Source organism: Microbacterium sp. S1037 (assembly GCF_048381605.1).
Taxonomy (GTDB): Bacteria; Actinomycetota; Actinomycetes; order Actinomycetales; family Microbacteriaceae; genus Microbacterium; species Microbacterium testaceum_B.
In genome coordinates this window covers 1977984-1992666 of record NZ_JBLWIG010000001.1, presented here as the reverse complement: position 1 = coordinate 1992666, position 14683 = coordinate 1977984, and the positions used below count along the sequence as shown (strand labels likewise).

The window sequence follows — 14683 nt, the reverse complement described above, 5'->3', positions numbered from 1 at the left end:
ACCCGGCCTGCGCCGCCCCCGCGCTCCGCTTCACCTCTTTCCTCACCTCAACAAGACAAAGGAGTCCATCCATGGCCGACTACGTCCTCGCCATCGACCAGGGCACGACCTCGACGCGCGCGATGATCTTCGACAAGTCCGGAGGCGTCGTCGCCGTCGGACAGAAGGAGCACGAGCAGATCTTCCCGCGCGCGGGATGGGTCGAGCACGACCCGCTCGAGATCTGGCGCAACACCCAGGAGGTGATCGGCCTCGCTCTGAGCCGCGCCGACATCACCCGTCACGACATCGCCGCCGTCGGCATCACGAACCAGCGCGAGACCGCCGTCGTGTGGGACAAGAACACCGGCAAGCCCGTCTACAACGCCATCGTGTGGCAGGACACGCGCACGCAGTCGATCGTCGACCGCCTCGCCGACGGCGACACCGAACGCTACAAGAGCATCGTCGGTCTGCCCCTCGCGACCTACTTCTCGGGGACGAAGATCGTCTGGATCCTCGAGAACGTCGAGGGAGCACGCGAGAAGGCGGAGGCCGGCGACCTGATCTTCGGCACCACCGACACGTGGGTGCTGTGGAACCTCACCGGCGGAATCGACGGCGGCGTGCACGCCACCGACGTCACGAACGCCAGCCGCACGCTCTTCATGGACCTCGAGACGCTCGAGTGGCGCGACGACATCCTCGCCGACTTCGGCGTGCCGCGCTCGATGATGCCCGAGATCCGCTCCTCGTCCGAGGTGTACGGCACCGTCGAGTCGTCGTCGCTCCTGCGCGAGACCCCCGTCGCCGGCATCCTGGGCGACCAGCAGGCGGCGACCTTCGGCCAGGCCGCATTCGACCCCGGCGAGAGCAAGAACACCTACGGCACGGGCAACTTCCTGATCTTCCAGACCGGGGAAGAGATCGTCCACTCGAAGAACGGCCTGCTGACCACCCTGGGCTACAAGCTCGGCGACCAGCCCGCCCGCTACGCGCTCGAAGGATCGATCGCCGTCACGGGTTCGCTCATCCAGTGGCTGCGCGACCAGCTCGGCATCATCTCCTCGGCTCCCGAGGTGGAGGCGCTGGCCAGCTCGGTCGACGACAACGGCGGCGTGTACTTCGTGCCCGCGTTCTCGGGTCTGTTCGCCCCGTATTGGCGTCCCGACGCCCGCGGCGCGATCGTGGGCATGACCCGTTACGTCAACAAGGGCCACATCGCGCGCGCCGCCCTGGAGGCCACGGCCTTCCAGACGCGCGAGGTGCTCGATGCCGTCAACGCCGACTCCGGCGTCGACCTCACCGAGCTCAAGGTCGACGGCGGCATGACCGCCAACGACGCGCTCATGCAGTTCCAGGCCGACATCCTCGGCGTGCCGGTCGTGCGTCCGGTCGTCGCGGAGACCACGGCGCTGGGTGCGGCATACGCTGCCGGCCTCGCGGTGGGCTTCTGGGACAACCTCGACGACCTCCGCGCCAACTGGCAGGAGGACAAGCGCTGGGAGCCCGACATGGACTCCGACGAGCGCGACCGCGAGCTGCGCCTGTGGAAGAAGGCCGTCACCAAGTCGATGGACTGGGTCGACGACGACGTGCGCTGAGCACCCCCGCCAGAATGGAACCCCGTCGGCCTCGCGCCGGCGGGGTTCCATCGTTTCGTGGAGATCTCGGTATCCGGATGCCGACGGATCAGCGCCGTGGTTTCGGGTACGCCGCGCGGACCACGTCGGACTGCAAATAGTCCGACACCCCGATGAGCAGGATCGCGAAGAGGATCTGCTCGGTCACCACCCAGAACGGGTAGAGGCCGGGAATCGCCGCGAGCACGAGCGCGACGATCGGGAAGATCCGGCTGAACAGCTGCAACCGACGGAACGCCCAGTACCACCCGGCCCGCGCCCGCCAGAGGAAGTAGAACAGCGTCGTCGTGATCGCGAGCACCACGAGGCACCGCATCCACACGGCGAACCCGACGTCGGCGCCGTTCAGGGTCATCACCAGGGCGACGACGACCGTGGCGACACCCAGCACGAATCCGAGTCCGAGAAGAAGGGTGATCGCGCGGAACGCCCGATGCACTCTCGGGTCCTCGGGAACATCCACGCGGTGGTCCGCCTGGCGTCCACCCGCGATCCGATCGAGGCGACGGAGGGCCGGTTCGAGCTGCATGCGCTCACTGTACGACGCCGGACACCGACGGCGCTCCGCCGCCAGGATCAGCCGACGGTGATCTCGGGCTCGTGCCGGACCGGGAAGTTCACCGAGTTCGCGATGAAGCACCACTCGCGCGCCTGCTTGTGGGCGGCGCGGGCCGCTTCCACCATCGATTCGTCGGCGACCCGGACGCGGGGACGCAGAACGACCTCCGTGAAAGCCCCGCCGCTGTTGCCGTCCTCCTGCATGGTCCCCGTCGCGTCGTCCTCGTACGCGGTGACCACGACACCGGTCGTGACGCACGCGTGCAGGTAGGACAGCAGGTGGCACTCGCTGAGGGCCGCGAGCAGCAGCTCTTCCGGATTCCATTTGGCGGGATCGCCCCGGAAAGGCTTGTCAGCGGATGCCGCGATCGCGGGCTTGCCGTCGACCTCCAGCGTGACCGCGCGGTCGTAGTCGCGGTATCCGCTGGTGCCGCTCCCCCGGTCCCCGGTCCAGGTCGAGCGCAGGTGGTAGTGGTGCTCTCCGTTCATGGTCCCAGTCTGCCGTGCTGCCCGTTTGAGAGGGCGACTCCCGGCCCGTGGAGCGCCGACGTCTACGCGGGGGACGACGACGCCGCCGCCATAGAATGGACGGATGCCCGCCACGCCCCCCGCCTCCGTCGAGCTCGCTGTCGTCGAACGGAACGGCTTCATCGAATCCCGTCATCACGGCGTCGCCGTCGTGCTCGCTCCCGACGGATCCGAGAAGCTCGCGCTCGGCGAGGCGACGGCCCCCTTCCTCCCCCGCTCGAGCATGAAGCCGTTGCAGGCGCTGGCGTGCCTCTCCGCGGGCGCCGACCTCGCCGAGGAACGCCTGGCGATCGCGATGGCGAGCCACTGCGGCACCGAGCGCCACGTCGAGACGGCCCGTGGCATCCTGCAGTCCGCCGGCCTGACCGAAGACGACCTGGGGTGCCCCGCAGCGTGGCCGAGCGACACCGCCGCGCGCGATGAACTCGTGCGTGATCACGGGTCGCCCTCGCCCCTGCGCATGAACTGCTCGGGCAAGCACGCGGCGATGCTGCTGACGTGCGTCGCGAACGGCTGGTCCACGGCGGACTACCTCGACCCGGAGCACCCGCTGCAGGTGCACATCCGCGAGGTGCTCGAGCGCCTCGTCGGCGAGCGCATGACGACCACCGCGATCGACGGCTGCGGCGCCCCCGTGTACGCCATGAGCCTCGTCGGTCTCGCGCGCGCCATCCAGCGCATCGCGACCTCGTCGGAGCGCTCTCCGTTCGCCCTGCACCGCAGCGCCGGGACGCTCGTCCGCGCGGTGAAAGAGCACCCGTGGACGATCGACGGCCCGGGTCGGCCCGACACCGTCGTCATCGAGCGCCTCGGTGTCTTCTCGAAGCTCGGCGCCGAGGGCGTCCAGGTGATGACGGCACCCGACGGCACGACGGTGGCGCTCAAGATGCTCGACGGCTCCAACCGCGCCGGTCACGCGGTCGCACTGCGCCTGCTCGAGCGTGCCGGAGCTCTCGCCCCCGAGGCGGTCGCCGACACGCTCGCCCTGCTGCCCCTGACGATCTCGGGCGGTGGCCGCGAGGTCGGTCTCATCCGCGCGACGGTCTGACGGGCCGCCCCGCACGAGAGCGGCCCGGGTGGTCAGATACCGCCGTCGACCGAACGCGGGTACGTGATGGGCTCGTCGGGAACGAGCACCTCGGTGTCCCGGTTCAGGCTCTCGCCCCGGAAGAACGGCTTGGACGCCGGGACGAGGTACCACACGACCATCAGCACGACGCCGAAGGCCAGCGCGCCGATTCCGATGACGAACGTGCCGCCGATGCCGAGCAGCTCGGAATTGCCGTAGCCGACGTCGTACATGTCGATCGCCGACTGGACGAAGGCGTACGTGAGCATCAGTGCCCCCAGAAGGGGAAGGATGCCACGGTAGACGAGGTTCTTGCCGGACGTGAAGAGTTCGCGGCGGAAGTACCACACGCACGCGTACCCCGTCATCGCGTAGTAGAACGCGATCGCGAGACCGAGCGACAGGATGGAGTCCTGGAGGATGTTGTCGCTGATGATGGTCATGCCCACGTAGTACACGCTCGCGACGATCCCCATGACGAGCGTCGAGAACGACGGCGTGTGGAAGCGCGGGTGCACCGTCTGGAAGCGAGCGGGAAGCGCCTTATAGGCCGCCATCGCCAGCGTGCCGCGTGCCGTCGGCAGGATCGTGGTCTGCGTCGATGACACCGCGGAGATGAGCACCGCGACCACCAGCACCCACGCGAACGGGCCGAACAGCCCGTCCTTCATCGCCAGGAAGACGTCGTCGGCGTTATCTGCGTTGGCGAGGCCGGCGCCGTCCTCTCCCACGCCGGCGTACATCATCGCCGCGACGGTGACCGTGACGTACGTGCCGAGCAGGATCACCGTGGTGAGCAGGGCCGCGCGTCCGGGGATGCGCTTCGGATCCTTGGTCTCCTCGTTCAGCGCGAGGCACGTGTCCCATCCCCAATAGATGAAGAGCGCGAGCAGGACGGCCTCGGTGAAGCCGCTCCAGTCGGTGAAGCCGAGCGGGTTGAACCACGCGAAGTCGAACGGGGTCGGGTTCGGGGCCGTGCCGTCGAAGAACTTCCACAGCGCGACGACGACGAAGAGCGCGAGAACGATGTACTGGACGGCGAGCAGGATGTTCTGGATGCGCTCGCCGATCTCGACGCCCCGGTAGCTCACGTACGTCATCGCGGCGATGAACGCGACGCCGGTGGCCGTCACGAGCGGGACGTTCTCGGCGAGCGATCCGTCACCGACCAGCGACCACAGGTAGATGCCGGCGATCTGCGACAGGTTGGCGAGGACGACCATGCCCGCGACGGCGACCCCCCACCCGCCCATCCAGCCGACCCACGGACCGAACGCCTTCGTGCCCCAGGTGAACGTCGTGCCGCAGTCCGGCACCTCGTTGTTCAGTTCACGGTAGGCGAAGGCGATGAAGAGCATCGGGATGAACGCCAGGACGAACGCGATCGGCGCTTGGGCACCCACCGCGACGACGACGAAGCCGAGGGTGGCGACGAGAGAGTAGACGGGGGCTGTGGATGCCAGTCCGATGACGGTCGAACCCCAGAGTCCGAGGGTCCCGGCGGCCAGTCCTTTGCCCGACGTCCGTTCGGGAGCGGAAGTCATATGCCGAACGTAGAATCCGCGGGCAACCGCGGTCAAGGGTGAATTCTCAGGAAGAGCGGCGGTTGACGTCGAGCACGATGATCGTGATGTTGTCGCGGCCGCCGTTCTCGAGGGCCGCCGCCATCATCGCGTCGACGGCTGCGGCCGGATCGGCGTTCGCCTCGAGGAAGTGTTTGATACCGAAGTCGGTGAGCTCTTTGGTGAGCCCGTCCGAACACACGACGAACCGATCACCGTCGACGACTTCGAGGCGGAGGTAGTCCGGCTTGACGCTGTCGCTCGGTCCGACGGCACGTGTGATGACGTTTCCGTACGGGTGGTTCTCCGCCTCTTCGGGGCTCAGTCGCCCCGCGGCGATCAGCTCCTGCACCACCGAGTGATCAGTCGTCACCTGGACGATGTCGTCGTCGCGCAGGAGGTACACGCGCGAATCACCGATGTTCAGGGTGACCCAGTGGGGCTCATCGGCCGCCGTCTCGAGATACAGCCCGGTCAGCGTCGTCCCGGTGCCCTCATCGGTGGTCTCGGGGTGCGAGACGATGTCCTTGACCGCGCGGGACAGGGCCTTCTCGATGTGCCGGGGCGACACCGTCCCCCCGTCGACGACGGCGCGCAGTCGGTCGACCGTGCTCGCGCTCGCGATCTCCCCACCGAGATGTCCGCCCATTCCGTCGGCGACCACGAACAACGGGTACTCCGCGAGGACCGCGTCCTGATTGACCTCACGGCGCTTCCCAGTGTCGGTGCCCGCAGCCCACGCCAGCTCGAGCGTCGCCCCCGTGAGTGGAACGGTACGCGTATGCGTGGTCACCTCGGGCACGAGAGATCCTCCGGTTGGCCGACAGCTTCGCCGGCGAGAGCGCGCGGCCCTGCCATCCTAATGGACGCCCGCGCACGGACTCGGGCAGCGCCGCGCCCAGCCGCGGCAGACGGACGGTTCATCCGGCGGCCGGGTCGGCGGGAAGACTCAGGATGCCGTCGATCTCCGCGATCTCCTCCGCGGTGGGCGTCCACGCGGTCGCCGCTTCGGCGTTCGCGCGCACCTGCTCCGGGCTCGTGGCTCCCGCGATGACGCTCGACACCAGCGGATTGGCGAGGAACCACGCGAACGTCGCCTGGAGCATGGTGATGCCGCGCTCCTCGCAGAACGTCTGATACCGCTCGAGGGCATCCCACGGCGCGTCCCGCCACAGGTGAGGGCGCTGGCGCATGATGCGGCTTCCCTCGGGCCCTCCCTCCCGTGAGAACTTTCCCGTCAGCAGGCCGTTGTGGAGGGGGAAGAACGGCAGAAGACCCAGGCCGAACCGTCCCACCGCCGGCAGCACCTCCCGCTCTGCCGCACGAGCGAGCAGGCTGTACTGGTTCTGCGACGAGATGAACCTCACGCCGCGTGCCGCGAACTCCGCCTCCGCAATCTGCCATCCGGCGAAGTTGGAGTGGCCCACGTACCGGACCTTGCCCTCGCGGACGAGATCAGCGAGCGTGTCGAGCGTCTCTTCGATGGGGGTCGAGGGGTCGGGCGTGTGCAGCTGGTAGAGGTCGATCCAGTCGGTCCGCAGTCGGCGGAGCGATCCCTCCACCGATCGACGGATCGATGTCCGTGACGCCTTCGCTCCCCCGAGCACGCCGGGCGCGAGATCGGCGTGGCCGAACTTCGTCGCGAGCACGACCTCGTCACGACGACCCAGGAGCGCCTCGCCCATCAGCGTCTCCGACAGCCCGTACTCCCGGCCGTACACGTCGGCCGTGTCGAGGAAAGTGACGCCCGCATCGAGTGCGGCGTCCAGAACCGCACGGGTCCCCTCGAGCGTCTCGGTGGGGGTTCCCGACCGGCCGAAGTTGTTGCAACCGAGCCCGACCGCGGAGACCCGCAGTCCGGAGCGTCCGACAGGTCGTTGGGGAAGAAGGGAAGTCGTCATCCCTCCACGCTAACCCCGCGAGGGCATGCGGGGACGGCCGCCCCACAACCCAGGGGACGAGGATGGGCTCCTCACCGAGGTGAGGAGCCCATCGAGCGATCAGACCTGGGGGCCGGCCGGCGGTGCCGGCGGCGGCGGGGTCGTTCCCGTCGCGGGCGGGGCCGGCGGCGGCGGGGTGGTGCCCGCTGCGGGCGGGGTCGAGCCGGCCGGCGGAGCCGAGTAGCCCTGGGGCGCGCCGTAGCCCTGCGGGGCGGCGTTCGCACCGACGCCCTGCTGCGCGGGCTGCACGGGCACGCCGTTCCAGACCGTCTTGTCCGCGAGGAACGAGTTGCCCCACGGCGACGGGGAAGCAGCGGCGGGGTTCCACCGGTTGCCGCTGAAGCCGAGGATGCCGAGCCAGATCCAGACGCCGAGCCCGCTCAGGAGGAACAGCAGCAGGATCGGCCACTCGCGGCCGAACTTCGCGTTGACTCGCACGGCCGCCATGATCAGGATCACGAACGCGACCGGGATCGCGAGGAAGTTCAGGATCGGGATGACACCGGCGATGACGATTCCGAGAATCACCCACGGCGAGATGTCGCCGAGCTTGACGAAGACCATGTAGTTGTACACAGGGACCCACGCGCGCCACTTGCCCTCGACGCCGGCGCGTTCGAAGACCTTCATGAGCAGGAAGGCGCCGATGACGTAGCCGATGAGGCCGAGGACGGCCGAGAAAGCATAGAGTGCGCCCAGGGCGGCCAACCCGGCGGCATCCGACGCCCCGTAGGGGTCGCTGTATGCGAGGTGAAGGGTGTCCACGTCGATCCTTTCGGACGATGATGGCGCAGACGCGCGCCAGCGGGAGTTTCCCGCGGGTGACATGGTAGCGAACCTGAGTGTTTCCTGACACCCACCGCGCGGGTGTGCTAGACGAACAGGGCAAGCTCTCCGTCCGCGGCCTCGCGGATGTCCCAGCCGGCCCGACGTCCCCACGCCACGAAATCGTTCCGAGACCCGATCGTCGGGGCCGTGAGCGCCAGTGACCGGACCAGGTCGCCCTTCGCGTGTTTGTTGAAGTGGTTCAACGCGCGAACCGGCGCCTCTCCCCCACCGGTCACAACGCGGACGTAGGCGCTCGCGACATCCGCGGGCACAGGCCCGAGCGCCGCGTACGCCTCGGATCGCAGATCGAGGATGAACGGCGTCGAGAGAGCGGACAGCGCCGAGGTGACGGCATCCGCCCACACCCGACGCAAAGACGGGAGTCCGGGTATCGAGATTCCCGCCGCCAGGCGATATGCGGGGATGCCGTCGAGCGCACCGACCGGGCCGAACGGCGCCGAATGGATCAGCACGTGGTCCGCGAGCCACGACCGCGCCGCGGTGTCGAGGCTGGTGGCATCCAGAGCATCGAACAGAACGCCGGTGTAGCGGTCGACCGCGGGCATCGTCGGCGCGTTGCGCAGAGCCGCGTTGTCGGCGATCTCGTGACGACGCTTCGCGCTGAGCTTGAGCACCCGCGCCGCTTCGTCCTCGTCGGCGGACAGAGCGACGAGCGCGTCGATGACCGCTTCACGCTGCGGACGCAGCGCCGGAAGCGAGAGGGCCTCGAGACGCATGGCCTCGCCATCGCCGCCGGGCCGTTTGGTTTCAGAGGGAGGCAGGAGAACGAGCATGCGACCTTCCACGAAAGGAGCGACGCGCGCCGCCCGGCGAACCGGGCGACGCGCGTCGTGAGGAATCAGGCGTCAGGAGACGAGCGCAGCGTTTCCGGCCACGATCGTGAGCTCATCGTTCGCCATCGACAGGAAGCCGTCCTCAGCGTTGGCGAGGATCTTCGAGCCGTCGGTGCGGGTGATGCGCACCTCGCCCTGGGCGAGGATCGCGAGCACCGGCTCATGCCCCTGCATGAACCCGATCTCACCCTCGACGGTCTTGGCCACGACGAGCGAGGCCTCTCCCGTCCACACCTCGGCGTCGGCCGACACCAGGCTCACGCGCAACGACATGTCAGCCGTTCTCCTTCTGGATCTGCGCCCACTTGGCTTCGACGTCGGAGATGCCACCGACGTTGAAGAAGGCCTGCTCGGCCACGTGGTCGAAGTCGCCCTTGACGATCGCGTCGAACGACTCGATGGTCTCCTTGATCGGAACCGTGGAGCCCTCGACACCGGTGAACTTCTTCGCCATGTAGGTGTTCTGCGAAAGGAACTGCTGGATGCGACGTGCACGCGACACGACGATCTTGTCTTCCTCGGAGAGCTCGTCGACACCGAGGATCGCGATGATCTCCTGCAGTTCCTTGTTCTTCTGCAGGATCTGCTTCACGGCGGTCGCCACGCGGTAGTGGTCGGCACCGATGTAGCGCGGGTCGAGGATGCGGCTCGTCGACGTCAGCGGGTCGATGGCCGGGTACAGGCCCTTCGACGCGATCTCACGCGAGAGCTCGGTGGTGGCGTCGAGGTGCGCGAAGGTGGTCGCGGGGGCCGGGTCGGTGTAGTCATCGGCGGGGACGTAGATCGCCTGCAGCGAGGTGATCGAGTGACCGCGCGTCGAGGTGATGCGCTCCTGGAGCACACCCATCTCGTCGGCGAGGTTCGGCTGGTAACCCACGGCGGAGGGCATGCGACCGAGCAGCGTCGACACCTCGGAACCCGCCTGCGTGAAGCGGAAGATGTTGTCGATGAACAGCAGCACGTCCTGCTTCTGGACGTCGCGGAAGTACTCCGCCATCGTCAGGGCCGACAGGGCGACACGCAGACGCGTCCCCGGCGGCTCGTCCATCTGGCCGAACACGAGGGCGGTCTTGTCGAAGACACCCGCCTCTTCCATCTCACCGATGAGGTCGTTGCCCTCACGGGTGCGCTCGCCGACACCGGCGAACACCGAGACACCACCGTGGTCCTGCGCGACGCGCTGGATCATCTCCTGGATGAGGACGGTCTTGCCGACACCGGCACCACCGAACAGGCCGATCTTTCCGCCCTGCACGTACGGGGTGAGGAGGTCGATCGACTTGATGCCGGTCTCGAACATCTCGGTCTTGGACTCGAGCTGGTCGAAGCTCGGCGCCTTGCGGTGAATGCCCCAGCGCTCGGTGACCTCGATCTGCTCGCCGGGAGCAGCGTTGAGGACCTCACCGGTCACGTCGAAGACCTTGCCCTTGGTGACGTCGCCGACGGGCACCGAGATGGGGCCGCCGGTGTCGCGCACTTCCTGGCCGCGGACGATGCCGTCGGTCGGCTTGAGGGCGATCGCGCGAACGAGGTCGTCACCGAGGTGCTGAGCGACCTCGAGGGTGATCTCGGTCGACTCGTCACCGATGGTGATCGTGGTCTTCAGCGCGTTGTAGATCTCGGGGATCGCGTCATGCGGGAACTCGATGTCGACGACCGGGCCGGTGACGCGCGCGACGCGTCCGACGACGGCCGCGTCGGTCTTCTCGGCGGTGAGGCTCATGGCTTCTTCTCTCCTTGGGAACTTACTTGCCGGATGCCAGGGCATCGGCGCCGCCGACGATCTCGGCGATCTGCTGCGTGATCTCCGCCTGACGCGCGTTGTTGCGCAGGCGGGTGTAGTCGGTGATGAGCTTGTCGGCGTTGTCGCTGGCCGACTTCATGGCCTTCTGCGTCGCGGCGTGCTTTGCAGCCGACGACTGGAGGAGAGCGTTGAAGATGCGGCTCTGGACGTACACCGGCAGGAGCGCGTCGAGAACCGTCTCGGCGTCGGGCTCGAACTCGTAGAGCGGGTAGATCTCGGACTGCGCCGGCGCCTCATCGGCCTCGATGACCTCGAGCGGGAGAAGGCGGACCGACTCCGGCGACTGCGTCATCATGCTGACGAAGCGGTTGTAGACGAGGTGGATCTCATCGACGCCGTCATTGTCGCCGCCCGCGCGGTAGGCCTTGAGGACCGACTCGGAGATCTCCTCCGCCGTCGAGAACTGCGGAGTGTCGGTGTCGCCGACCCACTGCTCGATGCTCGGCATGCGACGGAACTGGAAGTATCCGACGGCCTTGCGTCCGACGAGGTAGAAGACGACCTCTTTGCCCTGCGACCGCAGCAGCTCGGCCAGCTCGAGACCCTCACGGAGGATCTGCGAGTTGAACGCGCCGGCAAGACCGCGGTCCGACGTGAAGATGACCACGGCCGAGCGGCGGATGTTCTCGCGCTCGGTCGTCAGCGGGTGGTCGACGGACGAGTACGTGGCCACCGCGGAGACGGCGCTCGTCACGGCACGCGCGAAGGGGGATGCCGCGCGCACACGCGCCATCGCCTTCTGAATGCGCGAGGCCGCGATGAGCTCCATCGCCTTGGTGATCTTCTTGGTCGTCTGAGCAGAACTGATCTTCTGCTTGTAGACCCGCAGTTGTGCGCCCATGATTCCGTTCTCGTGTCGCCGCTCTTAGCGACGGCCCTTGACGATCCGCTCCTGGTTGACGTCTTCCGCCTCGGCCGCGTCGACCTTCTCGGCGCCCACGACGCTCTGGTCGCCACCGGGCTGGAACTCGAGGGCGAACGCGTCGACCTTCTTCTCCAGCTCGGCGAGCGTGTCGTCGTCGAGCACGTTGGTCTCGCGCAGCGTGTCGAGCACGGTCGAGTTGCGACGCAGGTAGTCGAGCAGCTCGCGCTCGAAGCGAAGCACGTCCGAGACCTCGACGCTGTCGAGCTTGCCGTTGGTACCGGCCCAGATCGAGACGACCTGCTCCTCGACGGGGTACGGCGAGTACTGCGGCTGCTTGAGCAACTCGGTCAGGCGCGCACCGCGGGCGAGCTGACGACGCGAAGCCGCGTCGAGGTCGCTCGCGAACATCGCGAAGGCCTCGAGCGAACGGTACTGCGCGAGCTCGAGCTTGAGCGTTCCGGAGACCTTCTTGATCGACTTCACCTGGGCGTCACCACCGACACGCGAGACCGAGATACCCACGTCGACCGCGGGACGCTGGTTGGCGTTGAAGAGGTCGGACTGCAGGAAGATCTGGCCGTCGGTGATCGAGATCACGTTGGTGGGGATGTAGGCCGAGACGTCGTTGGCCTTGGTCTCGATAATCGGCAGACCCGTCATCGAACCGGCGCCGAGCTCGTCGGACAGCTTCGCGCAACGCTCGAGCAGACGCGAGTGCAGGTAGAAGACGTCGCCGGGGTACGCCTCGCGGCCCGGCGGGCGGCGGAGGAGAAGCGAAACGGCACGGTAGGCCTCGGCCTGCTTGGACAGGTCGTCGAAGATGATCAGGACGTGCTTGCCCTCGTACATCCAGTGCTGGCCGATGGCCGAGCCGGTGTACGGGGCGAGGTACTTGAAGCCCGCGGGGTCGGAGGCAGGAGCCGCGACGATGGTGGTGTACTCCATCGCGCCGGCGTCCTCGAGCGCGCCCTTCACCGAAGCAATGGTCGAGCCCTTCTGGCCGATGGCGACGTAGATGCAGCGCACCTGCTTGTTGACGTCGCCCGACTCCCAGTTGGCCTTCTGGTTGATGATCGTGTCGATCGCGATGGCCGTCTTGCCGGTCTGGCGGTCGCCGATGATGAGCTGGCGCTGTCCACGACCGACGGGGATCATGGCGTCGATCGCCTTGATGCCGGTCTGAAGCGGCTCGTGAACGCTCTTGCGCTGCATGACGCCGGGAGCCTGGAGCTCGAGGGCACGACGACCCGTCGTCGCGATCTCGCCGAGACCGTCGATGGGGTTGCCCAGCGGGTCGACGACGCGGCCGAGGTAGCCCTCGCCGACACCGACCGAGAGGACCTCGCCCGTGCGGGTGACGCTCTGGCCCTCTTCGATGCCGGCGAAGTCGCCGAGGACGACGACACCGACCTCGTTCTCGTCGAGGTTCTGCGCGAGGCCCAGCGTGCCGTCCGCGAAGCGGATGAGCTCGTTGGCCATGACGCCGGGAAGGCCCTCGACGTGAGCGATGCCGTCGGCCGCGTCGACGACGGCGCCGACCTCGGTCGCCGCAGCGCCGGTGGGCTCGTAGGCGGTGACGAAGTCCTTCAGCGCGTCACGAATGACGTCGGGGCTGATAGAGAGATCTGCCATTGTCTTCCTTCGTTCGTGGGGCTGCGAGGCCCCCAGATCCACGCCCGTTCGGGCGGAAAGTCTTTAGCCTGCGATCCGCTGGCGGAGGTCAGCGAGACGTGCGGACACGCTCGCGTCGATGACGTCGTCCGCGATCTGCACGCGCAGACCGCCGACCACCGTCGGGTCGATCACGGTGTTCAGCGTGACCGCCGAACCGTAGCGAGCGCTGAGAGCGTTCTGCAGACGGGTCTGCTGCTCGGCGCTCAGAGGCGCTGCCGCGTAGACGGTCGCGACGATGCGCGTCCGTTGGTCGGCGACGATGCTCTCCGCGCGGCGGAGGAGTGCGCGCACCCTACGACCGCGGGCGTTCTGCACGAGCGACGACACGATCAGGGTCGTACCGGCGCTGACGCGTCCGTCGAGGAGCTTCGTGACGAGCGCGCCCTTTGCGGAGGCGTCTCCGAGACGCCCGCCCAGTGCGAGCTCGAGCTCTCCGTTGGCGGCGACCGTACGCGAGAACGAGAACAGCTCGGGCTCGATGTCGGCCGACTCCGCCACGGCTGTGGCGCGAACGGCGAGCTCCTCGATGCCCTCGACGAACTCGGCGGAGGTGGACCAGCGCTGCTGAGCGGCACTGCTGAGCAGCGCCACCGTCGCCGGACGGTAGGAAGAGCCGAAGACGGCCGACACCAGTCCCGCGCGAGCGGGAGCCGGCACCGACGAGTCGGACAGCGCGCCGCTCAGCTGAGCCGACCCGCTCACGGTGCCGACGGCAGCGAACAGTTCGCGCGCGACGTCGAGATCGACGCCCGAGGTGGAAGCCAGGGCCTCCGCCGTCGCGGTCCGCGCCTGAGTGGTCGCGCTGCCCATTACTTGGCCGCCTTCTCGGATGCCTCGAGCTCGGCGAGGAAGCGGTCGACGACGGCGTTCGCACGGGCGTCGTCCGACAGGGTCTCTCCGATCACGTTGCCCGCGAGATCGACGGCAAGGGTGCCGACCTCGGAGCGCAGCTGGACGAGAGCGGTCTGGCGCTCGGCCTCGATCTGGTTGTGAGCGGCGGCGGTGATGCGCGCGGCCTCGACCGCGGCGGTCTCCTTCGCCTCGGCGACGATCTTGCGGCCGTCCTGGGTCGCGGTCTCGCGGATCTCACCGGCCTCGCGGCGCGCCTCGGCGAGCTGGGCGGTGTACTGCTCGAGGGCGGCCTCGGCCTGTCGCTGAGCCTCGTCGGCCTTCGCGATGTTGCCCTCGATGGCAGCACTGCGCTCGTCGAGCAGCTTCGCCATGCGCGGCAGAGCGACGCGCCACACCACGAAGACGATGACGACGAAGCACACGGCCGACCAGATGATGTCGTAGACCGCGGGAATGAGCGGGTTGTGCGCTTCCCCCGCGGGCTCCGCGGCGAGTGTGACAAGAGCGTTCAGCATCCTGTCTCCTTA

General features: G+C 68.0%; 15 protein-coding genes. 2 read left to right on the top strand and 13 right to left on the bottom strand.

The genetic code is table 11. The features are described 5' to 3' along the window. Positions 1 to 71 precede the first annotated feature (71 nt). Complete coding sequence (gene glpK / locus ACMW4R_RS09010) at positions 72 to 1583, top strand: glycerol kinase GlpK (protein WP_058614357.1); 1512 nt, start codon at positions 72 to 74, stop codon at positions 1581 to 1583. Between the two features lie 88 nt (positions 1584 to 1671). Here the strand turns inward: glpK and ACMW4R_RS09005 are convergent, their stop codons facing one another. Both ACMW4R_RS09005 and ACMW4R_RS09000 read right to left on the bottom strand, forming a co-directional pair. Beyond that, complete coding sequence (locus ACMW4R_RS09005) at positions 1672 to 2151, bottom strand: hypothetical protein (protein WP_058626244.1); 480 nt, start codon at positions 2149 to 2151, stop codon at positions 1672 to 1674. 47 nt (positions 2152 to 2198) lie between these two features. Beyond that, a complete protein-coding gene (locus ACMW4R_RS09000) occupies positions 2199 to 2669 on the bottom strand; it encodes an OsmC family protein (RefSeq protein WP_058614361.1) in 471 nt (156 codons plus the stop codon). A 103-nt stretch (positions 2670 to 2772) separates the two neighbouring features. Between ACMW4R_RS09000 and ACMW4R_RS08995 the strand changes: the two genes are divergently transcribed. Further along, the gene (locus tag ACMW4R_RS08995; protein ID WP_058626243.1) at positions 2773 to 3756 is read left to right on the top strand and encodes an asparaginase; all 984 of its coding nucleotides are present in this window, start codon (positions 2773 to 2775) and stop codon (positions 3754 to 3756) included. A 32-nt stretch (positions 3757 to 3788) separates the two neighbouring features. Here the strand turns inward: ACMW4R_RS08995 and ACMW4R_RS08990 are convergent, their stop codons facing one another. The 11 genes from ACMW4R_RS08990 to ACMW4R_RS08940 form a co-directional block, all read right to left on the bottom strand. Continuing rightward, positions 3789 to 5321, bottom strand: coding sequence for an APC family permease (locus ACMW4R_RS08990; protein WP_058629444.1), 1533 nt, complete (start codon positions 5319 to 5321; stop codon positions 3789 to 3791). Positions 5322 to 5367: 46 nt separating this feature from the next. Beyond that, positions 5368 to 6141, bottom strand: coding sequence for a PP2C family protein-serine/threonine phosphatase (locus ACMW4R_RS08985; protein ID WP_058597026.1), 774 nt, complete (start codon positions 6139 to 6141; stop codon positions 5368 to 5370). A 118-nt stretch (positions 6142 to 6259) separates the two neighbouring features. Then, positions 6260 to 7240, bottom strand: coding sequence for an aldo/keto reductase (locus ACMW4R_RS08980; protein ID WP_307382033.1), 981 nt, complete (start codon positions 7238 to 7240; stop codon positions 6260 to 6262). 99 nt (positions 7241 to 7339) lie between these two features. Further along, entirely contained in the window at positions 7340 to 8044 is a 705-nt protein-coding gene (locus ACMW4R_RS08975) for a large exoprotein (protein ID WP_418299704.1), read from the bottom strand. A 107-nt stretch (positions 8045 to 8151) separates the two neighbouring features. Then, positions 8152 to 8901 (bottom strand): YaaA family protein, encoded by a 750-nt coding sequence (locus tag ACMW4R_RS08970; RefSeq protein ID WP_418299703.1) that lies wholly within the window; start codon positions 8899 to 8901, stop codon positions 8152 to 8154. Between the two features lie 72 nt (positions 8902 to 8973). After that, entirely contained in the window at positions 8974 to 9234 is a 261-nt protein-coding gene (locus ACMW4R_RS08965) for a F0F1 ATP synthase subunit epsilon (protein WP_058597269.1), read from the bottom strand. A 1-nt stretch (position 9235) separates the two neighbouring features. After that, on the bottom strand, positions 9236 to 10684 hold the full coding sequence (gene atpD, locus ACMW4R_RS08960) for a F0F1 ATP synthase subunit beta (protein WP_058597268.1): 1449 nt from the start codon (positions 10682 to 10684) through the stop codon (positions 9236 to 9238). Between the two features lie 22 nt (positions 10685 to 10706). Continuing rightward, positions 10707 to 11606 carry a F0F1 ATP synthase subunit gamma gene (locus ACMW4R_RS08955; RefSeq protein WP_058627821.1) on the bottom strand — a complete coding sequence of 300 codons (900 nt, stop codon included), beginning with the start codon at positions 11604 to 11606 and terminating at the stop codon, positions 10707 to 10709. Positions 11607 to 11630: 24 nt separating this feature from the next. Next, positions 11631 to 13262: a F0F1 ATP synthase subunit alpha gene (atpA, locus tag ACMW4R_RS08950; protein ID WP_058597266.1), complete on the bottom strand. Its 1632-nt coding sequence runs from the start codon at positions 13260 to 13262 to the stop codon at positions 11631 to 11633. 63 nt (positions 13263 to 13325) lie between these two features. Continuing rightward, a complete protein-coding gene (locus ACMW4R_RS08945) occupies positions 13326 to 14114 on the bottom strand; it encodes a F0F1 ATP synthase subunit delta (RefSeq protein WP_058597265.1) in 789 nt (262 codons plus the stop codon). Continuing rightward, positions 14114 to 14671 (bottom strand): F0F1 ATP synthase subunit B, encoded by a 558-nt coding sequence (locus tag ACMW4R_RS08940; protein ID WP_058597264.1) that lies wholly within the window; start codon positions 14669 to 14671, stop codon positions 14114 to 14116. The genes ACMW4R_RS08945 and ACMW4R_RS08940 overlap by 1 nt, the downstream gene beginning before the upstream one ends. Positions 14672 to 14683 lie beyond the last annotated feature (12 nt).